The 21,959-nt window shown below is 66.8% G+C and carries 20 protein-coding genes and 1 tRNA gene; 11 read left to right on the top strand and 10 right to left on the bottom strand.

Features of this window, described 5'->3' with window-relative positions:
- Positions 1–61 precede the first annotated feature (61 nt).
- Both ACZK3J_RS21345 and ACZK3J_RS21340 read left to right on the top strand, forming a co-directional pair.
- The gene (locus ACZK3J_RS21345; RefSeq protein ID WP_106469419.1) at positions 62–1,417 is read left to right on the top strand and encodes a Gfo/Idh/MocA family protein; all 1,356 of its coding nucleotides are present in this window, start codon (positions 62–64) and stop codon (positions 1,415–1,417) included.
- A gap of 175 nt (positions 1,418–1,592) precedes the next feature.
- Entirely contained in the window at positions 1,593–2,300 is a 708-nt protein-coding gene (locus ACZK3J_RS21340) for a DKNYY domain-containing protein (protein ID WP_414577023.1), read from the top strand.
- A 12-nt stretch (positions 2,301–2,312) separates the two neighbouring features.
- Here ACZK3J_RS21340 and ACZK3J_RS21335 read toward each other — a convergent pair whose 3' ends face one another.
- From ACZK3J_RS21335 to ACZK3J_RS21325, 3 genes are all read right to left on the bottom strand, one after another.
- On the bottom strand, positions 2,313–2,726 hold the full coding sequence (locus ACZK3J_RS21335; RefSeq protein WP_033832463.1) for a DUF5615 family PIN-like protein: 414 nt from the start codon (positions 2,724–2,726) through the stop codon (positions 2,313–2,315).
- Complete coding sequence (locus ACZK3J_RS21330; RefSeq protein WP_277778687.1) at positions 2,723–3,427, bottom strand: DUF433 domain-containing protein; 705 nt, start codon at positions 3,425–3,427, stop codon at positions 2,723–2,725. The genes ACZK3J_RS21335 and ACZK3J_RS21330 overlap by 4 nt, the downstream gene beginning before the upstream one ends.
- 137 nt (positions 3,428–3,564) lie before the next feature.
- Positions 3,565–3,641, bottom strand: a tRNA-Arg gene (locus ACZK3J_RS21325).
- A gap of 149 nt (positions 3,642–3,790) precedes the next feature.
- Here ACZK3J_RS21325 and ubiA point away from each other — a divergent pair.
- The 3 genes from ubiA (at position 3,791) to ACZK3J_RS21310 (ending at position 6,813) form a co-directional block, all read left to right on the top strand.
- Positions 3,791–4,684 (top strand): 4-hydroxybenzoate octaprenyltransferase, encoded by an 894-nt coding sequence (gene ubiA / locus ACZK3J_RS21320; RefSeq protein ID WP_097049961.1) that lies wholly within the window; start codon positions 3,791–3,793, stop codon positions 4,682–4,684.
- A gap of 267 nt (positions 4,685–4,951) precedes the next feature.
- The gene (locus ACZK3J_RS21315) at positions 4,952–6,376 is read left to right on the top strand and encodes a short-chain fatty acid transporter (protein ID WP_180862767.1); all 1,425 of its coding nucleotides are present in this window, start codon (positions 4,952–4,954) and stop codon (positions 6,374–6,376) included.
- A gap of 272 nt (positions 6,377–6,648) precedes the next feature.
- Positions 6,649–6,813 carry a hypothetical protein gene (locus tag ACZK3J_RS21310; protein WP_005414774.1) on the top strand — a complete coding sequence of 55 codons (165 nt, stop codon included), beginning with the start codon at positions 6,649–6,651 and terminating at the stop codon, positions 6,811–6,813.
- A gap of 51 nt (positions 6,814–6,864) precedes the next feature.
- On the opposite strand, the gene ACZK3J_RS21305 is transcribed toward ACZK3J_RS21310, so the two are convergent.
- Positions 6,865–7,491 (bottom strand): YiiX/YebB-like N1pC/P60 family cysteine hydrolase, encoded by a 627-nt coding sequence (locus ACZK3J_RS21305; RefSeq protein ID WP_049461704.1) that lies wholly within the window; start codon positions 7,489–7,491, stop codon positions 6,865–6,867.
- Between the two features lie 82 nt (positions 7,492–7,573).
- Between ACZK3J_RS21305 and ACZK3J_RS21300 the strand changes: the two genes are divergently transcribed.
- From ACZK3J_RS21300 to ACZK3J_RS21290, 3 genes are all read left to right on the top strand, one after another.
- Positions 7,574–8,086, top strand: a complete 513-nt coding sequence (locus ACZK3J_RS21300) for a hypothetical protein (RefSeq protein ID WP_049461705.1) — start codon at positions 7,574–7,576, stop codon at positions 8,084–8,086.
- Positions 8,087–8,159: 73 nt separating this feature from the next.
- Positions 8,160–9,998, top strand: coding sequence for a M3 family metallopeptidase (locus ACZK3J_RS21295; protein ID WP_049461706.1), 1,839 nt, complete (start codon positions 8,160–8,162; stop codon positions 9,996–9,998).
- A gap of 68 nt (positions 9,999–10,066) precedes the next feature.
- Positions 10,067–11,407 carry a TPM domain-containing protein gene (locus ACZK3J_RS21290; RefSeq protein ID WP_478476993.1) on the top strand — a complete coding sequence of 447 codons (1,341 nt, stop codon included), beginning with the start codon at positions 10,067–10,069 and terminating at the stop codon, positions 11,405–11,407.
- 1 nt (position 11,408) lies between these two features.
- Here the strand turns inward: ACZK3J_RS21290 and ACZK3J_RS21285 are convergent, their stop codons facing one another.
- Both ACZK3J_RS21285 and ACZK3J_RS21280 read right to left on the bottom strand, forming a co-directional pair.
- Positions 11,409–12,080, bottom strand: coding sequence for a VOC family protein (locus ACZK3J_RS21285; protein WP_414577030.1), 672 nt, complete (start codon positions 12,078–12,080; stop codon positions 11,409–11,411).
- Positions 12,081–12,185: 105 nt separating this feature from the next.
- A complete protein-coding gene (locus ACZK3J_RS21280) occupies positions 12,186–13,001 on the bottom strand; it encodes an AraC family transcriptional regulator (RefSeq protein WP_032127095.1) in 816 nt (271 codons plus the stop codon).
- Positions 13,002–13,202: 201 nt separating this feature from the next.
- On the opposite strand from ACZK3J_RS21280, the gene ACZK3J_RS21275 reads away from it, so the two are divergent.
- Entirely contained in the window at positions 13,203–15,605 is a 2,403-nt protein-coding gene (locus ACZK3J_RS21275) for a TonB-dependent receptor plug domain-containing protein (protein WP_414577033.1), read from the top strand.
- Positions 15,605–16,906 carry an aminotransferase class V-fold PLP-dependent enzyme gene (locus ACZK3J_RS21270; RefSeq protein WP_414577035.1) on the top strand — a complete coding sequence of 434 codons (1,302 nt, stop codon included), beginning with the start codon at positions 15,605–15,607 and terminating at the stop codon, positions 16,904–16,906. Before ACZK3J_RS21275 ends, ACZK3J_RS21270 begins: the two co-directional genes overlap by 1 nt.
- Before the next feature lie 87 nt (positions 16,907–16,993).
- On the opposite strand, the gene ACZK3J_RS21265 is transcribed toward ACZK3J_RS21270, so the two are convergent.
- From ACZK3J_RS21265 to ACZK3J_RS21250, 4 genes are read right to left on the bottom strand one after another with little or no spacing between them, the layout of a single operon-like run.
- On the bottom strand, positions 16,994–18,508 hold the full coding sequence (locus tag ACZK3J_RS21265; RefSeq protein ID WP_478476221.1) for an aminotransferase-like domain-containing protein: 1,515 nt from the start codon (positions 18,506–18,508) through the stop codon (positions 16,994–16,996).
- A gap of 9 nt (positions 18,509–18,517) precedes the next feature.
- A complete protein-coding gene (locus ACZK3J_RS21260; protein WP_012481503.1) occupies positions 18,518–19,117 on the bottom strand; it encodes a DUF6436 domain-containing protein in 600 nt (199 codons plus the stop codon).
- Entirely contained in the window at positions 19,117–19,395 is a 279-nt protein-coding gene (locus ACZK3J_RS21255) for a hypothetical protein (protein ID WP_019336318.1), read from the bottom strand. The genes ACZK3J_RS21260 and ACZK3J_RS21255 overlap by 1 nt, the downstream gene beginning before the upstream one ends.
- Positions 19,396–19,450: 55 nt before the next feature.
- Positions 19,451–20,866: an aminotransferase-like domain-containing protein gene (locus ACZK3J_RS21250; protein WP_277778683.1), complete on the bottom strand. Its 1,416-nt coding sequence runs from the start codon at positions 20,864–20,866 to the stop codon at positions 19,451–19,453.
- Between the two features lie 183 nt (positions 20,867–21,049).
- Here ACZK3J_RS21250 and cyoA point away from each other — a divergent pair, with 183 nt between their 5' ends.
- Complete coding sequence (gene cyoA / locus ACZK3J_RS21245; RefSeq protein ID WP_032127101.1) at positions 21,050–21,955, top strand: ubiquinol oxidase subunit II; 906 nt, start codon at positions 21,050–21,052, stop codon at positions 21,953–21,955.
- The last annotated feature ends 4 nt before the right edge of the window (positions 21,956–21,959 follow it).

The raw sequence follows: 21,959 nt of genomic DNA, 5'->3' as shown, positions 1-21,959 counted from the left end.
GTTTGCGTGACCTGGCGTGCCGGCTTCGGTCGGCACGCTGCCAAGAGGAGAGATGTTTGCCATGAAGCGTAGGGAATTCATCGCGGCCAGCGCCGCTGTCGCCGCCAGCAGCCTGCTGCCGCAGACCCCGGCCTGGGCACGCGGGCGCAAGGTGCGCCTGGCCATGATCGGTACCGGCATGCGTGGCCTGGTGCTGCTGAAGGAACTGGTGCGCCGCGATGACGTCGAGGTTGTCGCCGTCTGCGATATCGAGCCGATCATGCTCGGCCGCGCCGTGGAGATGGTCAGCAAGGCCGGCAAGCCGGCCCCGAAGACCTATGGCCAGGATCGCGACACCAATGCCTGGAAGCGCCTGCTGGAACAGAAGGGCATCGATGGCGTGATCATCGCCACACCGTGGGAGTACCACGCGCCGATGGCGATTGCCGCGATGCAGGCCGGCGTGGCAGTGGGCTGTGAAGTAGTGGCCGGCATCACCCTGCAGGACCACTGGGACGTGTTGAAGACCCAGTTGAGTACCGGCACGCCCTACATGCTGCTGGAGAACGTCTGCTACCGCCGCGACGTGATGGCCGCGCTGCAGATGGTGCGCCAGGGCCTGTTCGGCGAGCTGGTGCACCTGCAGGCCGGCTACCAGCACGACCTGCGCGGCGTGAAGTTCAATTCCGGTGACCCGAACCAGCCCTACGACAGCGGCGTGGAATTCGGTCCCAAGGGCTGGAGCGAAGCCCGCTGGCGCACCGAGCATTCGGTCGAGCGCAACGGTGAGCTGTATCCCAGCCACGGCATCGGCCCGTGCGCGATGTATACCGGCATCAACCGTGGCAACCGCTTCACCCACATCAACGCCTTTGCGACCAAGGCGCGCGGCCTGCACGAATACACCGTGGCCAAGAGTGGCGGCACCACCCATCCCAGCACCAAGGTGAAGTTCAAGCTGGGCGACATCGTGACCACCACGCTGGCCTGCGAGAACGGCGAGACCATCCTGCTGCAGCACGACACCTCGCTGCCGCGCCCGTACTCGATGGGCTTCCGCGTGCAGGGCACCAAGGGCCTGTGGATGGATGTGAACCATTCGATCCACATCGAAGGCCGCAGCCCGCCGCACCAGTGGGAGGAGTTCAAGAAGTACCAGGACGAGTACGAACACCCGCTGTGGAAGCAGAATGCCGAGACTGCTGCCAGCGCTGGTCATGGTGGCATGGACTGGTTCGTCATCCATGCGTTCGTGGAAGCGCTGAAGGCCAAGGCACCGATGCCGATCGACATCTATGACGCAGTGACCTGGAGCGCGATCACCCCGCTGAGCGAGCAGTCGATCGCCAACAGCTTCCAGACCCTGGAGTTCCCGGACTTTACTGCTGGTGCGTGGAAGCAGCGCAAGCCTATCTTTGCGTTTGATGGGAAGTACTGATCTGCTCTGTGTAGAGTCGAGCCATGCTCGACTGCTTTGAACACAACGCCGGGCCATGCCCGGCGTTGCTGTCTGCATCGGTGCATTGGCACCCGTAGAGCCGAACCCACGCCCGGCTGTCTTTCCCGCCGACCGCATTAAACTAACGGCCCCGCCGTTGGCGGAGCCCCATACCATGCCATGGCAGAAGATCAGCGAACTTCCTGACCAGCGATTCGTCGGCCCCTACGGCACCGAATTCTGGCGAATCCACGAAGGCCAAGTCTTCCACCAGGGCCGGTTGCTGCGCAAGGCCGACGCGGCCAGTTTCGAGTTCATCCCCGAGCACTATTTCATCGCGCGCGATTCGCACGCCGTCTACCACGCCTGGACCCGCCTGCCTGCGATTGACCGCGACAGCTTCCGCCAGTGCGGCGATTACTGGCTGGACAAGCGCAATGTCTACTTCGAATACGAGACTTCGCTGAAAGCCTTGGCCGAAGCCAATTGCGCCACTTTCCGCAGTATGGGCGGCGGCTACGGTGCCGACGATCACGGCGGCTGGTACTGCGGCCGACGCATGAAGCATTGCCTGCGCGGCGACCTGCTGCAGACAATCCCGCAGGACCCGCTGTACGCCGTTGACGACAGCAGCGTCTACTGCGACGGGAAGCCTCTGCCCGGCGTGGATCACGCGCGCTGGCGGCTGCTGGACGGACACTTCTCGGGCGATGGCAGCTGTGTCTACTACTTGGAACGGAAGCTGCCGCGCGTAGATGTGGCGTCGTGGCGTCTGTTGCAGGGGAGCTGGTCGCGGGACCATAAACACCTGTTCCATATGTTCATGATCGAGACCGACCCGATGCTGCGTGCACAGCATGGTTTCACGGATGAAGAGGGTTGACGCGCGAAGCGGCTACCGTGACACCTTGATCTGCGTCAGCCGCCCCCCGGACGCCCTGGCATGCGGTACGCGGAACATTGCACCAGGTTGCACGAGTTCGGCCTGCTGCATCATCTTGGGCCACCACTCCAGAAGCCGCGCTGCGCGCTCGTAGTGGTTGAACGTGCTCCAGCCCTTGGCCAGAACGAATACGGTCAGGCCGAGGCGTGCGATCGCCTCGCGCTCTGCGGGCTTGCGATGATGATGGTCCTGGGTAACGTGTACGCGGATGCCACGCTGGGTGGCCGCGTCGAAGAGCTCCAGGTCAGTAGTGCCGGGCATCACGAACTCCCTTACGTGGAAGACTTCGTGTTCGTCCGTTCCTGCAATGGCGTCGATGGCCCGGGCCAGCGCGGGCGGAAGATTCTCATCGATCTGCGCCTTCAACGCGCGGCTCGATTCTCGAACTGCAGTGCTTTCTTCACTGCAGTCAGAGATAGGTCATACAGCTTGGCCACGCGACGCTCGTCGCCACCTTCGGCGCGCAGCGCCTCGACAATGGCGATGGTAGGAACGCCCGATTCGGCAAGGATGGGCTGACCAAAACTGCGCTGTGGATCAAATACCACCGCACGGGATCCCTTCAGTGGGAACCATCGTTCGGCACGATCATCGATGCCCAGTTCGATGCCGTCACGCAGCGAAGGTGCGATGACCTTGCGCATCACGTCCTGGCGCTTCACCACATCCACCAGTGCTGCATCGCCGCTGTCGCCCACGAGCTCCATGAAAATGCGGCGCCCATCAGTCTTGAAGCTCGTGCTGGTGAAGGGGTACTCCTTACCGAGCCGCTCGTTCAGCTCGACAATGGTTCGCCGCACCAGGTTGAGTGGCACGCCACATGCGACGAATGTGCGGACGAAGCGCAGCTCGATCAGATCGCGAAAGCCAATGCCGTCGATCTCTGAATCGGCCCATTGCGACTTCCACAGGGGAGGGTGGGCTTCCGGATTCCCGTGCTTCCGACCCTGATAGCCCTTCAGCCACCGGCGCAGTTCCGACGAGCTGCCGCCAATGAAGCGCGCAGCATCGGCGTAGGAATAGAGACCGACGCCGAGGCTGTCCTGTGCTGGCAAGGCGATACCCATGGCGCCGAGTCTACTCAATCCAAATGGAGCTGGAGTACAGAATCACATTCTGCGCCCTGCGGGACTCATAAACTGAGAACGGAGACATGCGCGGGCGAATCTGCCCGGTGATTGGCAGGCCGAAGCCGACAAGAAGATGGCGCGCCCGGAGGGATTCGAACCCCCGACCAATGGCTTCGGAAGCCACTACTCTATCCGGCTGAGCTACGGGCGCGTTGTAGAACCGCCGCGCCGTCGGCCAGTGCCGGGGCGGGCGTCGCAGCGCCATGAAGCGGTGCGGGACGGGCATTCTATCCAGTTTCGCCGAACAAATCTCCCCCCACCGGCAAAGCCCTGCCGGAGGGGCAGGAGTATCCTATCGCCATGGCTGATACCCCCCTCACTTCGCCGCAGTCGCCGGCGACGCCGCGTTGGCGGCATTACTGGAGTCTGATGCGCGCTGATCGCCCGATCGGCACGTTGCTGCTGCTGTGGCCCACCTGGTGGGCGTTGTGGCTGGCTGCCGGCGGCCTGCCGCCGCTGTGGACGCTGTTCGTGTTCACCGCCGGCGTGTGGTTGACCCGCTCGGCCGGTTGCGTCATCAACGACTACGCCGACCGCTGGCTCGACCCGCATGTGGAGCGCACCAAGGCCCGTCCGCTGGCCACCGGCGCAATCAGCGGCCGTGCCGCGCTGGCACTGTTCGCGGTGCTGATGCTGGTGGCCTTCGGCCTGGTGCTGACCCTGAACGGGCTGACCATCGGCCTGAGCTTCATCGGCGTGTTCCTGGCCGCCAGCTACCCGTACCTGAAGCGCTATACCCATCTGCCGCAGGTCTACCTGGGCATGTCGTTCGGCTGGGGCATCCCGATGGCGTTCGCCGCCGTGCAGGGCGAGGTGCCGCTGCTGGGCTGGCTGTTGTATGCCGGCAACATCCTGTGGTCCACCGCCTACGACACCTGGTACGCCATGGTCGACCGCGAGGACGACCTGAAGATGGGCTCGCACTCCACCGCGATCCTGTTTGGTGACCTCGACCTGGTCATCCAGGGCGTGTTGTACGCGCTGTTCCTGGCCACCATGGCGCTGGTCGGCGTGCGCGGCGGGCTGGGTGGGTACTACCTGGCCGGCGTGGCGGTGGCCACCGTTCTGGTGGTGTACGAGTTCTGGATCTGCCGCAACCGCGAGCGCGGCCCGTGCTTCAAGGCGTTCCTGCACAACAACTGGGTGGGTGCCGCGCTGTTCGCCGGCATCGCCGTGGACCTGGCGCTGCGTTGAGCCCAGGGTGAGGTAGAGCCGGCCGCTGGCCGGCTGCACCCGTATGCGGTCCCGAGGTTGCCGGCCAGCGGCCGGCACTACCATCCCGCCACCTACGACGATCCTTGAGTTTGGTAGAGCCGGCCGCTGGCCGGCTGCACCCGTGCGCGAACCCGAGGTTGCCGGCCAGCGGCCGGCACTACCATTCCGCCACCTACGACCAATAGGTGGCAGACAGCCTGCACCCCACCGCCCAGAATCGATCCATCGAACCTGGGAGGGTAGGCGATGGCCTCGACGGCAGCAGTACAGGACGGCTGGATGGCGCGCGCTGCGCTGCGCTCGGCCGCCTGGGCGGAAAAATGGTTCCCCGATGCGTACGTGTTCGCGGTGCTGGGCGTGGTCATCGTCGCGGTGGCCGCGATGGGCTTCGGCTCGACTCCGCAGGCCACTGCCAGCGCCTTCGGTGACGGCTTCTGGAGCCTGATCCCCTTCACCATGCAGATGGCCTTCGTGGTCATCGGTGGCTACGCCGTGGCAACCGCACCGGTGGTTGCACGCTTCATCGACTTCCTGGCCCGGGTGCCGCGCACCGGACGCGGTGCGGTGGTGTACGTGGGCCTGGTCAGCATGCTCGCCTCGCTGCTCAGCTGGGGCTTCTCGCTGGTGTTCGGCGGCCTGCTGGTGCGCGCGCTGGCCCGCCGCACCGAACTGCGCATGGACTACCGCGCCGCCGGTGCGTCGGCATATCTTGGCCTGGGCGCGGTGTGGGCCATGGGGTTGAGTTCCTCGGCCGCACAGCTGCAGGCCAACCCGGCCAGCATGCCGCCGGGGCTGGTGGAGATCACCGGCGTGTTGCCGTTCACCGAAACCATTTTCCTGTGGCAGTCGATTGCGCTGACTGCAGTGCTGATCCTGGTCTCGCTGCTGATCGCCTGGCTGACCGCACCGGCTGCCGGCAGTGCGCGTACTGCCGAGGAGTTCCCAGGCGCTGCGCAGGCCGAGCCGGAACCGCTGCAGCGACGCACGCGCCCGGGCGAATGGCTGGAATACAGCCCGCTGCTGACCGTGCTGCTCTCGCTGCTGGCGTTCGGCTGGCTGTTCAACGAGTTCGCCAGCAAGCCGGTGGTCACTGCCATCGCCAACCTCAACACCTACAACTTCCTGTTCATTTCGCTGGGCCTGCTGCTGCACTGGCGGCCGCGCAGCTTCCTCAACGCGGTGGCCAAGGCGGTGCCCAGCACCACCGGCGTGTTGATCCAGTTCCCGCTGTACGGTGGCATCGCGATGATCCTCACCCATGCTGCTGGCGGCGACGGGCAGACACTGGCGCACCGCCTGTCGAGCCTGTTCGTGCACGTGGCCAGCACCGATACCTTCGCGCTGGTGATGGGCGTCTATTCGGCGGTGCTGGGCTTCTTCGTGCCCTCCGGCGGTGGCAAGTGGATCATCGAGGCGCCGTACGTGATGCAGGCCGCCAATGAACTGAAGGCACACCTGGGCTGGGCGGTGCAGGTCTACAACGCGGCCGAAGCGCTGCCGAACCTGATCAACCCGTTCTGGATGCTGCCGCTGCTGGGCGTGCTGGGCCTGAAGGCACGCGACATCGTGGGCTTCACCTTCATCCAGCTGCTGGTGCACATTCCGCTGGTGCTGGGCCTGCTGTGGCTGCTGGGCATGACCCTGGCCTATGTGCCGCCCGTGATGCCCTGAATGCAGGGTTGGCTTCCCTGCGTGCGTTGGGAAGCCAACCTTGTTCAGCGCGTGTTTCCGGCGGCGAACGCCATGAATGCGTGCAGGCTGACGATGGCATGAGCACATGCCGAACCCGCATGAATCCTTCAGCCGCTTGTGCCACAAGGGCTTCTGCGCGTTCATTCACACGCGTACACACAGATGTAGCCGCCCACCCACGCGTGATTAACCATTCGCTGCAGACGATGGCCACGTCCACCGCATTCCGCGAGTGGCTTTGGAGATCGGACATGGCACAGCAGAACCAGAACCCGAACCAGAAGCAGCAGGGCCAGCAGAACCAGCAGGATCAGCAGCAGGGTCGTGGCCGCGACCAGCAGCAGCAACAGCAGCAGGAACAGCAGCAGCGCAACCAGCGCAACCAGCAGCAGGGTGGGCAGGACGAGGAAGAGTGACCTCGCCACCAGCTCCGGTGATGCGAAGCCCCGCCCCGTGCGGGGCTTTGCTTATTCCAGCATGCCGATGCGCTGCAACACCGGCGCCGCCGACATGTCGTTCGGATTGGTGCCGGGCTGATCCTGCGGCACGTCCATGCCCATGCCGCGGTACAGATCCACCCAGCGCTGGGCGATCTCCCCGGTCTGCGGGTTACGGAAATTCATCGGCTGCAATGCGAACACGTGGTGCGCACGGAAGGCGCGTTCGATGAAGTCCGAGCAGTAGTAGCTGTCCTCGTTCAACACATACGACGTGTTGTACGGCTTGCCCAGCATCGTGCGCGCGGTGGCGACCGCATCCCTGATCGCTGCCTGCTGCGGCGCGCGCAGGCGATAGACCACGATCTGCCGCTGCTTGGCGCGCGCTTCCTGGCGGAATTCGACCAGCGATTGCCGGCGCGATCCTTTCTCGTCTGCATGCAATACCTCCCAGCCCTTCGGCGCGGAGGCGACCAGCGCGACGTGATCGAAGCTGGGCGCGCCCTGCTTGCCGGTGGCATCGTCGATGGCCGCACTGAGACCGCTGCGGCCGGCGGTGACGAACAGAAGGTCGCCTTCGTGGACATCGACGGCCCTCGCCACCGCCGGCCACAGGGCGGGCAGCAGCAGGCCGATCAGGAGCAGGAGGCGATGCATGAGGACTCTCGGACAAGCGGAATGCCTGAATTGTAGGGTGCGCGGTAGCATGGAGCGACCGGACCGGATTCAGGATGTGCCCATGTGTCGATACCGTTTTGCCGCAGTGCTGATGCTTGCCTGTGGCGCGGTGCTGGCAGCCTGCGCGCCAGTGCCGCAGGCACCGCAGACCGCGACCGAAGCCTCACCTGCCGCAGCGGCGCCGGCGACCACCGTCGCCGAGCCAACAGCTGTGGCTGCACGCAGTGAGTGCCCCTACCCGGAATTCGATACGTTCCTGAAGCATTTCGGCAACGAGATCGCGCTGCAGGAAAAGACCACCGCCGATCCGCTGCTGGACAGCTACATCGATGCCGAGGCCGAGCCGGAACCGCGCAAGGTGGAAAGCCGGCTGGCGCGGGCCGATGTCGAGTGGCCGGTGATGCCTGATCCCGCCGCACTGGCCGGGCAGGGCCGCGAAATGCAGGTCAGCCTCCTGGCCGATGGACAGCGGCAGGTGCAGATCCGTACGCAGGACAGCAGCGACCAGCAGACCTATACCTTTGCGCAGGCGCCGTGCTGGACGCTGGTCAAGCGTGAGGATGAGTCGATCTGATGGCTGATCCGGCACAGGCGCGGCGGGCCAGCGGCTGCTAGGCTCGATCCCTGGTCCAGGCAGGGAGACGCCGATGCAGGCTTTCAGGAAGCGCACCACCACCGCCGCCATCGCAGCTGTGCTGGCGATAGCCTCCCTCAGCGGCGCCCAGGCACAGTCGGTGCATGCCGATGACCGCGCCTACTTCGCCAATGCCACCGCCGAACAGACCGCGCGTGACGCACTGGGCAAGCGCGTCGAGGCTCTGCAGCAGGCGTCCACCGTTGCACCCGCGGAACGCTTCCGGCAGGCCGAGGTACTGGAGGCGCAGTGCCTGCGCCATCACAGCTACCTGCACCTGCAGGCCGCCCGCAATGCGCGTGATCAGCGTCCGGCCCAGGCGCTGGACCAGGTGATGGGGCTGTGCAGCCGCATTGCCCGCAGCGGCCGCGCCGCTCTGCGCGAGGCGCCCGCAGATGCGGCGTGGGCAGCACCGTATGGCTTCCTGCGCACTCGGGCGCTGAAGGAGGCTGCCACCCCGGCCAACGTCGCGCTGGATGAGGCCGTGGAGGCACTGGCCGATCCGGCGCTGGACAGCTTCGCGCGCCTGCGCGGGCAGATCCTGCGCAGCGCCGAGTATCCGCAGATCGAGCACGGCGGTCGTCACTGGGACACCGGACGCGACAAGCAGCTGCTGGCCCAGCAGCCCGACCGCGCCCTGCGCGAGGCCGGCTGGAAGGGCTACTGGCAGGGGTTGCACTCGCGCCGTGAGCCGATGGCCTCGGTGCTGCTGGGGCTGGTGCAGGTGAATGACGCCGCCGCACGCCTGCAGGGTGACGGCTCGGCGCCGGCATATGGCTACCAGCGCATGGGCCTGGATACTGCCGCAGTGGATGCAACGCTGGTGGCGATCGAACAGCACGCCGGGGACCGCCGTGCCTACCAGGACATGCTGCTGCGCCACGCTGCGCGATCCGGCATCGACGCGCCGCAGATCTGGGATACCACCGTGCCCGATGCCGGCTATACGCCACCAGTGCTGACGTTGGCGCAGCTGCGTGACAACGCCGCCGATGCCATGCAGCACCTGGGACCGGCGTACGTCGCCGAACTGCGCGCGCTGCTCGATCCGGCCAACCAGCGCATGGATCTGGCCACCGAACGTGGTGACCGCAGCCAGGACGCGTTCCCGGTGAGCGCTCCCGGTGTGCCGGCAATGCTGTTCGTTGGCCTGCGCCGTGGTGATCTGGAAAGCGACGTCGAGATCGCCCATGAAGCCGCTCATGCCGTGCACGGCGAGTGGATGCAGCGCGGTCATGCGTCGCCGCTGCAGCGTAATGGCAGCCAGTGGCTGACCGAGGCGTTCGCGATCTACAACGAGCTGCGCTTCCGCGACCAGCTGTACCAGCAGGCAGAGGATCCGCGCGCCAAAGCCTATTACCTGAAATCGCTGCTGGACGACATGGTGCTGCAGCTGTTCACCTCTTCCGAGGAAGCGCAGCTGGAGCAGTCGATCTATCGGGGCGTGGCCGCCGGCACGCTGGGCACCGCCGATGACCTGGACGCGCTGACCGGGCAGGTGCTGGCGCGCTTCGGCCAGCAACCGGAGCGCTACCCGCAGCTGCGCAACACCTGGATCGGCAAGCGTCTGATGTATGAAGACCCGAATTATCTGGTGAACTACCTGTATGCGGGGCTGTTGGCCGTGCAGCTGTACGTGCAGGACCAGCGCGACCCCGAAGGGTTCCGTGAGCGCTATCTTGCCGTGCTTGGCGAGGGCTTCGACCGCGCGCCGAACGAGCAGGTGGCGCAACTGCTGGGGCACGCGCCTGACTGGGCGGCCCTGGTGGATGCCGATCTGCAGGTGTTCAACCAGACGGCGGCGCAGCTGCAGGCGCTGCATGCGCAGATCGAGGCAGGGCAGGGTACGTGAACCCGGCGCGCCCCTTGCAGCAGGCGGCCGCCACCGTGTGGCTGCTGTTGCTGCTGTGCCTGCTGCCGATGGCAGCGCTGGCGGCAATCCCGGTCCCGGCGCTGGACGATCCCGTGGTGGACACTGCCAACGCGCTGTCCGCTGAAACCCGCGCCACCCTGCGCAGGCAGGCGCTGCAGCTGCAGGCACGGAAAGGTGCACAGCTGCAGGTGCTGGTGGTACCCAGCGTGGGCAGCGAAGGCATCGAGGCCTATGCACAGCGGGTGTTCGATCAGTGGCAGCTGGGTCGCGCCGGTGTCGACGACGGTGTGCTGTTGCTGGTGGCGGTGCAGGACCGCCGCGTACGCATCCAGACCGGCTATGGCCTGGAAGGAGCGCTACCGGACGCGTACGCCGCTCGCATCATCGACAACGCGATCGTGCCGCGTTTCCGTGAGGGCGATGTCGACCAGGGCGTGCTCGATGGCACGACGATCATGGTGGCGCTGATCGATGGCGAGGACCTGCCGGCATGGGAAGAACCGTCGGCCAGCAACGTGCTGCCTGCGGACTGGCGACGCGCAGACTCGGTGGTGGCGTTGACCCTGCTGGCCGGCTTCCTGGCCGGGCTGTGGCGCTCGCCGCCGCCGCTCCCGCCGGCGAAGGCCGAGGATGATTTCAGCGGCAGCCGTCGGGAGCGGCGGCGCAAGGCACTGGCCGCCAATGCATCGGCACCAAAACCAACCTGGCCGACCTTGCCGGCCTGGGGCCGCCCGATGCTGTTGACCGCTGTTGTGGGTGCGGGCGTGCTCTCCGTGGCGCTGCTGCTGCCACGCCATGTGCTGCCGGGCCTGTGCTTCGTGCTGGCGCTGGGTGTGCCGGTGGCGGCCCTGCTGGGCTGGTGCTGGCGCCGCAGCCGAAGTGTGCGCATCGTGCTGTGCGGGATGCTGATGCTCAGCGTGCTCTTCCTTGTGCAGGCGCTGCTGCGTGGCCAGCTGCCACCGAGCCTGGCCCGGCACCTGCTGCTGCAGGCCGCCGCGGGCGTTGTCACCCTGATGGTGTTCCTGCTGGTGCAGGCCTGCCGCACACGCTGGAAGAAGAACCGCAGCAGCTTCATCGTGCGCATGACGGTGCTGGTGCTGTTGACCCTCGGCTATGCCGCGGGCGCGTTGCTGGCGATCCATCGTGCCGAAGGTGACGATCCACGATTGCTGGCGATGATCGTGTCCGGGGTATGTGGCGTACTGCTGTACTTCGTGTGGTTGTTCACCATGCTGCCGGGCGAGCGCGCACGTGGCCGGGCTTCATCATCCCGCGAACGCACGTCGTCCCGTTCGTCATCCTCGTCGAGTTCGTCGTCGAGCAGTTCCAGCAGCTGGTCTGGAGGCGGCGGCAGCAGCGGCGGCGGCGGCGCGTCCGGCAGCTGGTAGTTCAGGTCGCCTGCACCCGCCAGCCGAGCGAGGCGTCCTCCACAACACCCGGGCCGGCCACGTCGCCGACCTGCAGCTGCAAGCCGCGCGCGTTCGGCAGGTCCTTCTGCTCGGGGAACCAGCGACGATCCGCCGCAACCACGATCAGCAGGCCCTCATCGTCGCCCATCGGCGCGAACTGCGGCGACGGCGGGCTGATCGGTTGCAGGCCGAACCGCAGGCTGGACTGTTCGCGCACAGCGTCGACATCGTGGCTGGGCAGGCCGACTTCGCTCAGGCAGGTCAGTTCGCTGCCGTGGAACGCACCTTCGCGCGCGCTGGCCGGCAAACGGCGGCGGCCGATCAGTTCCAGGATCAGGCCGTCAGGGCCAGTGAAGTACACCGACTGCGACTGCCAGCTGCTCTCCAGCGCGAAGTAGTCCAGTCCCGCCGGATTGCGTTGCAGCGGCGTGCGCTCACGCAACCAGGTCATCGCCTCGCTGAAGCGGTTGTCCGGTACGTTGAAGGCCAGGTGCACGCCACCGACCGGATGATCAGCTGCCGGCTGCAGTTCGATCGTGCTCCAGCCGATGTGCACATGATTGCCGACCACGCGCTGCTGCAGCACGTCGTGGAAATATGCAGCGATGGTGGTGACGTCGGACACCGGGAGGGTGAGGTGAAGCAGGCGCATGATCGATCCTCCGTGGAGCGCATGCACCGAGTGTAGACCTGGCGGGATTGCGTGGGTGTCACCGCGGGCGCAACGATTCGTTACGGTGGGTGCCGCGCTCGAAGATCACTCCACTGGTAGCCAGATTTCCACGCCGCCGTTGCCGCTGTGCTCATCGAAACGCATGTCGTAGCGTTCCAGATCGGGGGCATCGGCCAGGCTGAGCCCGGAGCCGGGCAGGTAGTGATCCAGCAGCCAGAACCAGGTCGAGCGGATGGTCGAGATGTGCCCGCCGTGCCAGGCCACCAGGTAGCGACGCGGCGGAATGTCCACGCGTTGCCAGTGCGCAGGTACGCTCGGCACCGCGCTGGCCGGCAGCGCGGCGATGTAGTCGAAGCCGCCGTCGTCATCGCTGTTGCAGCACACGCCGAAGCTGATCGGCGCCGGCGTCGGCCATTCCCGGTTGAGCTGCGCCCACTGTCCGGGTATCGCACCGCCGCTGTCGCGGGTATGCCGCATGCCGATACCCGCGACCTGGAAGGCAGGGGTATCGAGCAGGCGCGGCGCTTCACCGCAGGCAGTCGGCGCATCGTCCACGCGGATCGCCTGCACCAGCGCCAGCCCATCGGTGCCCTGTTCGCGTACCCGCTCCGGGGTCTGCCCGAACTGTTCGCTGAAGGCGCGGGTGAACGCGGCATGGGTGGTGTAGCCCGCGCCCAGTGCCACCTGCAGGATGTCGCCCGCCCCGTTGGCCAGCCGCTGCGCGGCAGCGGTCAGGCGCCGTCCCCGCAGATAACGCACCACCGAGGTGCCGGTGCGGGCCTGGAACAGGCGCGACAGATGGAACGGCGAAAGCCCCGCTGCGGCGGCAATATCGGCCAGTGCCAATGGCCGGTCCGCATGGGTTTCGATGTACCACAACGCCTTGCCTGCCGCGCTCATCCTTCCGTTCCCCGAATCCAATGCCGGGCACAGTAGCGGATCGCGTGGCGCTTCGTTTAGCAGTTCTTGCGCTGCAGCGGCATCAAGCTGTCGCACTGACGTCATGGCTCCTTCACAGATCGCGCCGAGACTGCGCGCCTTGTCCACGCCTGTTGTGTCCGAGCAGGTGCTGGCCCAGTCGCGTCCTCCCGGAGCCCTGCCGTGCATCGTTCGAAGCTTTCGCGTTCCATCCTCCTCGCCCTTTCCATGGCCAGCGCAGGAGGCGCGATCGCAGCGGAGGCCGATGCGGTCGATGCCCCGGCGGGCAGCCGTACGGCGCCCACCCAGCTCGACGCGATGCTGGTCACCGGCACCCGCGCCTCCAACCGCACCCAGTTCGAAACGCTGGCGCCGGTGGACGTGTTCACCAAGGAAGACATCAAGTCCGTCGAGTCGACCGATCTGAAGGACGTGCTGGCGCAGCTGGTGCCGTCGTTCGTGGTGCAGCGCCTGCCAATGGCGGACGGTCAGGTGTTCGTGCGCCCGGCGACCCTGCGCGGCCTGTCGCCGGACCAGACCCTGGTGCTGGTCAACGGTCGCCGCTTCCACCGCAGCGCGCTGCTCGGCAACCGTGGTGCGCAGGCGGCCGATCTGGCACAGATTCCAACCAGTGCGATCAAGCGCATCGAAGTGCTGCGCGATGGTGCGTCGGCGCAGTACGGCTCGGATGCCATCGCCGGCGTCATCAACATCATTCTCGAGGATGGCCCGGGTACCGAGATCACCGCTGGTTATTCGCAGTATGCGCAGGGCGATGGCGCCTCGCGCGATTTCAGTGCGCGCACCGGCTGGTCGCTGGGCGACTATGGCAGCCTGGTGCTGTTCGCTGAATCCTCCAATTCCGATGCCACCTCGCGCACCCGCCAGCGCCCCGATGCCATCGCCTTCCAGGCCGCGCATCCCGCGCTGGACGTTCCCAACCCGGTGCAGCGCTGGGGCCAGCCGGAGCTGGAAAGCCGCCGCGTCGGCTTCAACGTGAAGGCCAACGCCAGCGAGACACTGGAACTGTATGCGTTCGGTCTGTACAGCCACAGCGACGGTGTCAGCGATTTCAACTGGCGCAATCCGGACACCACCACCGGCGCGTATCGCACCACCGCCATCTTCCCGGGCTGGGACCTGCGTTCGTTGTACCCGGTGGGCTTCAGCCCGCAGTACGGCAACGTCCAGAACGACCTGCAGCTGGTCGGTGGCCTGCGCGGCGAGATCACGCCGAAGCTGCGCTGGGATGTCAGCGCCTCGTACGGCCGTAACGCGATCGACTACAGCCTGAAGAACTCGATCAATGCCTCGCTCGGCCCGGCCAGCCCCACCGCATTCGATCTCGGCCGCCTGACCCAGACCGAGAAGAACGCCAACGCCGACTTCAACTACGAGTGGGACGTAGCCGCGCTGGCCAAGCCGATCAACGTCGCTTTCGGTGGCGAGTTCCGCCAGGAGACCTACCAGGTGCGTGCCGGTGATCCGGCTTCGTACGCAGTGGGCCCGGGCGCTGCGGCAGGGCTGGAAGCCAATTCCAACGGCGCGCCGGGCTTCTCGGCCAGCCAGGCCGGGCAGTGGAGCCAGCGCAGCAAGGCGGCCTACGTGGATATGGAAGTGCCGCTGGGCGAGCGCTGGAGCATCGGCGCGGCCAGCCGTTACGAGGACTTCTCCAGCTTTGGCAGCACGCTGGACGGCAAGCTGTCGGCACGTTTCGCGATCACCCCGGACGTGGCCCTGCGCGGCACGGTGTCCACCGGCTTCCGCGCACCGACACCGGCGCAGCTCAATACCACCAGCACCACCCAGGGGCTGGATACGCGTACCCTGCAGATCTTCACCAGTGGCCGCCTGTCACCGAACGATCCGCTGGCCCAGCTGCTCGGTGCCAGGCCGCTGAAGCCGGAGGAATCGCGTACCGCGTCGCTGGGCCTGACCTGGCGCACCGACCTGGGCCTGTCCGGCTCGGTGGACGTCTACCAGATCAAGCTCACCGACCGCTTCAGCCAGTCGGCCAGTTTCGCCATTCCGGCTGGTACTCCCAATCCGCTGGGCTATACCTCGGTGAACTACTTCACCAACGACTTCGATACCACCACCACCGGCGTGGACGTGGTCGGCAACTACCTGCGCGACCTCGGCGCGGGTCGCATGACGCTGACCCTGGCCTACAACTACAACCGCACCCGCGTGGACAACGGCAGCACCTCGGTGGCCACCAACGAAACCCAGCGCGTGCTGTTCGAAGACCGCCTGCCCGAGCACAAGGGCAGCCTGACCGGCAGCTGGGATGTCGGCGCCTGGTCGCTGATGGCACGCATGCGCTACTACGGTGCCTGGACCGACGCCAGCGGCAATGCGGTGGGCGATATCTACCAGCGCTTCGGCGCGATGAGCTTCCTCGACCTGGCCGTGGGCTATCGCATCAACGAGCACCACAGCCTGCGCGTGGGGGCCGACAACGTGCTGGACCGTTATCCGGATGAGGCGGTGTTCCAGGCCAGCCGCGGCCTGGTCTACTCGCGCAACGCGCCGTACGACACCGACGGCGCCAACCTGTACGCGCAGTACCGATTGAGCTTCTGATGGACCGCACGCGCCGCTCCCTGCTGCGTGCCGGCACCCTGCTGCCGGCCGCAGCCGCACTGTCTTCACTGCCCGCCATGGCTGCCACGCGTTACGCTGCGCCCATGCAGATTCCCGCAACGACCGTGGCGCCGGACGTGCTGGCCCGCGATGAAGGCTATTGGGCCTCCGTGGCCAGCCACTTCGACATCACCGACGAAGTGAACCACCTGGAGAACGGCTATTGGGGCGCGATGGGCCGCGAGACGCTGGCCAGCTACCAGCGCCATACCGCTGAAGTGAACCGTGGCAACGCCTGGTACGGCCGTCGTGAGTTTCCGGCGCAGTACATGGCGGTGCAGCGGCAGGTGGCCGAGTTGCTGGGCGTGGGCGCCGACGAGATCGCACTGACCCGTGGCGCCACCGAGGCGATGCTGGCGCTGATCGGTGGCTACAATCGCCTGCAGCCCGGCGACCAGGTGCTCTACGCCGACATCGACTACGACAGCATGATCGGCGCGATGCGCTGGCTGCAGCAGCGTCGCGGCGTGCAGGTCGAGCGTATCGCGCTACCGGCCGTGCCCGACCACGCGCAGATCCTGCAGGCCTACGAGGCCGCATTCGCGCGGCTGCCACGCCTGAAGCTGGTGCTGCTGACCCAGGTCAGCCATCGCCATGGGCTGGTGCTGCCGGTGGCGGAGATCGCCGAACGCGCGCGAGCGCGCGGTATCGATGTGATCGTCGATGCCGCGCATGGGTTTGGCCAGATCGACTACGCGGTGCCGCAGCTGAAGGCCGATTTCGTCGGGATCAATCTGCACAAGTGGATCGGTGCGCCGGTCGGTGTCGGCGCGATGTACGTGCGCAAGGGGCGCGTGACCGACCTGGACCCCTACATGGGCGAGACCGACGATGGCCGGGTGGGCAGCCGCGTGCATACCGGTACGGTCAACTTCGCCGCCTACCTGGCGCTGCCGGAAGCGATTTCCCTGCACCAGCGTATCGGCGTAGCCAACAAGCAGGCGCGCCTGCGTTACCTGCGCGAGCGCTGGACGGTACCGGCGCGGCAGATGGCACATATCGAAGTGCTGTCCTCACCGGATCCGGCGTTGGCGAGTGCATTGGCCAGCTTCCGCCTGCGCGGGCGTACCAGCGTGGCCGACAACATCGCGCTGCAGAAGCGCCTGCTGGATGAGCATCGCGTGTTCACCACGCATCGCGATGGCTTGGAGTCCGGCGCGTGCGTGCGGGTGACGCCGTCGGTGTTCACCCGGCCGGAGCAGATGGATGCGCTGGTGCAGGCGCTGGACGCCCTGGCCTGACCCTGCTTTGGTGGGTGCCAACCTTGGTTGGCACATTCCGTCCGTGCCGGGGAATCTTCCGCCGGGCAGCGGCCGGCACTACCAGGCCTACCGCTCGATGGCCGGCAACGCATCCGACAACAACAACCGGTCGATCCTCCGCAGCGCACTTTCCAGCTGCCGTCGATCCGCCGCCAGTCCCAGCGACAGCCGCACTCCACTCTGATGCAATACCCCCGGCGGGCAGAACGCCGATGACGGTGCAATCGCCAGCCCCTGCAGCTGTGCGGTACGCACCAGCGTGGCGTCGGTCCACGGCGCGGGTATCCGGCACCACGCATGCAGGCCCTCTGCCCGCTGCAACAGCGACGGCGCCAGCAGGTAGCGGGCCATGCGCATGCGCTCGCGCGCCTCGGTGCGCACCTGCGTCAGCAGTGACTGCGCCGAACCATCCAGCAGCAGCTGGCTGGCCAGCGCCGAGACCAGCGGATGGCCCATCAACCGCGTTGCCCGCAGTGCGGCCGTCATCGCCTCGGCATGCGCGGCGCTCGGGCAACGCACGAAGGCGGTGCGCAGGCCGGGGCTGATCACCTTCGACAGTGTCGCCACGTAGAACACATGACGCGGTGCCAGCGTTGCCAGCGGTATCGGCGCCTCCTCGGCGAGGTGCCAGTACGGATCGTCTTCGATCGCCAGCAGGCCTTCGCTTTCCAGCACACGCGCCAGCGCTTCGCGCCGCTGCAGCGGCAGGGTCAGCGCGGTCGGGTTCTGGCAGGTGGGATTGAGATAGACCAACCGCGCGCCGCTTTCGCGTGCCAGCCGGGCCAGTGCATCGGGGCACATGCCGTGTTCGTCGCTGTCCACCGGCAGCAGGCGCCGGCCCAGTGCGGCGGCCGCCTGCAGCAGGCCCGGATAGACCAGCGCATCGCACAGGATCGCGTCGTCGTCGCGTCCCTGGCTGACCAGGATCGACGCCAGCGCCACCTGTGCACCTTCGGTCAGCAGCAGGCAGGCATCGGCCACCTTTCCCAGCATCGGCTGCAGCCAGCGCGCCGCTGCGTGGCGGTCGGTCGGGTTGCCGCCGCCCAGGTGATACGTCATCAGGTTCGGCGCGTTGCTGCGCGCAAGCACGGCGGCGGCACCGCGGCGCAGCGTCTCGGCCAGCGCGTCGGCATCGGGCACCGGCGGCACGTTCATGCTCAGGTCCACCACCTGGTCAAAGCCGGCCTTGGGCGGTGCGATGAAACTGCCCTGTGGTCCACGCGCTTCGATCAGGCCACGCTTGCGTGCTTCATCGAAGGCGCGGGTGACCGTGGTCAGGTCGATACCGAGCTGCTGCGCCAACGCGCGTTGCGAAGGCAGGCGCTGTCCCGGTGCGAGACCACCGCGGCGCACCGTGCGTTCCAGCGAGTTGACGATGCGCAGGTAGATCGGCCCGCTGTGCGCGAGTACGTCCTGCACCCATTCGCGGGCTGCGACATCCGGTCGCGGCATGTACGGAGCATGTCGGGGCGTATCGTTGCTTCCAACGGCGGGAGCCTGTCCATAACCATCGGTCGGTTCGGACAGGTGACCGCCGTTGTTGTTTGCGGCGGCCACGCCGGCCAGCGTCAGTGATGTCATTGCGCGTCCTCAGCGCTTGGCCTGCCACGGGCAGTAGCAGCCCACGGCAAGCAGTCCTTTCGGGCGCACGGTCTCGCCGCGTACCAGTCTGTCCAGCAGCGGTTCGACGAAGCTGTTGGCCGAGTTGCAGACCATGCCGATGCTGTACGGTCCTGCGTAGGCGAGGTGGCCCTGGCGATCCCAGATGGCTACGGCGGGGCTGGCCGGAATGTGTTCGATGCCGTCGATGGTCGGCAGGTTGATCACCTTGTTGCGCAGTGGCTCGGGCAGCTCGCCCTGCGTACCCGGGCGGCGGATGGCATAGAAGTCGATGCCGGCGCGGCGGTACATGCTGATCAGGTAGCTCAGGTGCGCGCCGGTCTCGCGGTTACACACGCCGCAGGCCGGGTCCCAGAAATGCACCACGCGGATGCGGCCGGTATCACCGGCCAGATCGGCCGGCAGGCGCAGCTGCGAATCGTCGAAGACGATGGCCTGTTCGGTGAAGGTGGACTGCGCGCTGTAGCCGAAGTACTGCCACAGCGCAGCTGCCACGCCGGCCATGAACAGGCAGGCGAGGGCGATCATCGTCGGCAGCAGCCAGCGGCGACGCGGCGCGGCTGCGCCCATCAGGAATCTTCCCGGCCGAACTTGTGCACGTACTGCTTGCGCATCTCGCGGCAGGAATCGGCCTGCGCGCGGCGCTGGATCTCGCTACGCGACGGATCCTCGCTGCGCTGCAAGCACTGCTCGATGGCGTGGCGTTCGGCCGCCTGCACATCCACGGTCTGCGGCTGCAGGCAGACCCAGGCCAGCGCGGCCAGCATCAACACCACAAAGCCACCGCACCCGGCCATCACCAGGTGGAATTTCAGTTTCTCGGCGCGCATCGATGCACGTCCCTTCATCCATACATTGCATACAAAATATCATCTTGTATGGATAGAGCGCCATGCGCCCCGTTCAGACGATGGCGTTGTGGCGTGCCTCGGGGGCCTCGGACAGGATCTCGTTCAGCTTGGCCAGCGCCCCGGCCAGCGCGCCCTGGTCGACCGCGCCGCCCAACGACAGGCGGATCGCGTTGCCCGGTGGCGGTTCTTCCACGCTGAAGGCATCGGAGCTGGCAATGCCCAGCCCCTGCTCCTGTGCGGCCTGGATCAACCGGTACTGGTCGAGCCGCGGCGGCAGCGGCAGCCACACATGCAGGCCGGCCGGATGCGCCTGGGCACGGGCCGGCAGGTAACGGGCGGCAATGGCCTGGCGCTCGCGCAGTTCCTGCTGGAAGCGCTGCACCATGTCCTGGGCCTGGCCGCTGCGGATCCACTGCGAGGCCACCGCCACCATCGACTGGGTCGGCATCAGCGCGATTGCGCGCAGCGCATCCAGCACCGGTTCCATCGGCTCGCCGGCCGGCACCACCAGGTAGGCGGTGCGCAGGCCCGGCGCCAGGCACTTGGAAAGGGTGGAGATGTAATAGACCGCGCAGCCCACATCGCGGTGGGCGGCCAGCGGCGGCGCGGCGTCTCCGGCCAGCAACCAGTAGGGATCGTCTTCGATCACGGTCAGATCGTGGCGCTTGGCGACCGCCAGCAGGGCCTGCCTGCGTTGTGCCGACATCGTCGCCGTGGTCGGGTTCTGGATGGTCGGTACCAGGTACAGCAGGCGCGGGCGGCGTAGCTGGCAGGCCTCCTCCAGTGCGTCGGGGAGCATGCCTTCGGCGTCCATCGCCACTGGCACCACGCCCCGCTGCAGCACGCGCGCGGCGGCCAGCAGGCCCGGGTAGGTCAGCTGCTCGGCGGCAATCAGCTCGCCCGGCTGGGTGCGGGCCAGGATCAGCGCGCACAGTGCGGTCTGCGCACCGGGGCAGATCACCACCTGGTCGGCACCGACCGTCCCCAGCATCGGTGACAGCCACTGCACAGCGGCGGCGCGGTCCTCGCGGGTGCCGGCGCCGACGTGGTAGCTCATCAGTTCGCCCTGGCCCAGCTGCTGGCCCACGTGCTGGAAACCGGCCTCCATGCCCTGTGCGAACGGCGCGCTGCCCAGCAGCGGCGGGATGTTCATGCTCAGGTCCACCGAGGTGCTGCGGTTGCCGGCCGACAGCGCGATGAAGGTACCGCCAGCGCCTTGGGCGTCGAGCAGGCCGGCCTGGCGCAGCTCGGCGAAGGCACGGGTGACCGTGGTCAGGTCCACGCCCACCTGCTGGGCCAGGTCGCGCTGCGGCGGCAGGCGGTCGCCCGGGCGCAGCACGCCGTCATCCACCGCCTCGCGCACCTGCTGGGCAATCTGCAGGTACAGCGGGCCGGCGCCCTCGCGGAAGGGGCGAACCCAGGTGCGATTGGGGTGTTTCAGGCGGCGGCCGGCGGCAGGTGGCGTCATCGGTCAGTTTTTTCCATACGTGCAGATGCACAAGTCCATACAATGATGTATCTTGTATGGGCTTGATTGGAGTGGTTCGCCTGCTTGTAGGCGACCTCGTACCCACAGTGTAGCCGCTCCACGCCCGGGCGCTGCGCGCAGGCGAGCCGGTCAAGCGCGCTTCTTCAACAGGGTTGACCTCCAATGAATATCTGCTGGAACCGCATCCGCCTGGCGCTGGTCGCCCTGGCCTGCGTCGGCCTGTCGGGCTGTGACTGGGTGCTGCTGGATTCGAAGGGCATGGTCGGGCTCGCCCAGCGCGACCTGATCCTGATCTGCATCGGCCTGATGCTGATCGTGGTGATACCGGCCATCGTGCTGACCTTCGTGTTCGCCTGGCGCTACCGCGCCGGCAATACCAAAGCCAAATACATGCCTGACTGGTCGCACTCCACCAAGGTGGAGATCGTGGTCTGGGGCGTGCCGCTGATCATCATCGCGGTGCTGGCGGTGATCGTGTGGAAGTCCACCCACGAGCTGGACCCCTACAAGCCGCTGGACGTGGCCGGTGAGCCGCTGCACGTGGACGTGATCGCCACCGACTGGAAGTGGGTGTTCGTGTATCCGGACCTGGGCATCGCCACGGTCAACCAGCTCAACTTCCCGGTCGACCGCCCGCTGGCGTTCAACATCACCTCCAACTCGACGATGAATACCTTCTTCATCCCGCAGCTGGGTGGGCAGATCTACGCGATGGCCGGCATGCGCACGCAGCTGCACCTGATCGCCAACGAGCCCGGCCAGTTCCGTGGCATGTCCGGCAACTACAGCGGGCATGGCTTCTCGAACATGAAGTTCATCGCCACCGCCAGCAGCAACGAAGAGTTCGAGCGCTGGGTGACCGAGGTGCGCAGCGCGCCGGACGCGCTCAGCTTCACGCAGTTCAAGGCGCTGGCCGCACCGTCGAAGAACGCACCGGTGCAGCACTTCTCCAGTGTTGAACCACTGCTGTTCAAGAAGGTCATCGACCAGTTCATCGGCGTTGGTGAGAACACCGCTGCTGCGACCCCGGCGGGCGCTGCCGGCGGTGCCCAGGTTTCCCAGGAGTAACGAA

Source organism: Stenotrophomonas sp. 86428_Sma (assembly GCF_056481585.1).
The sequence above is the reverse complement of the archived record's forward strand: the minus strand, read 5'-3'. Positions and strand labels throughout refer to the sequence as shown.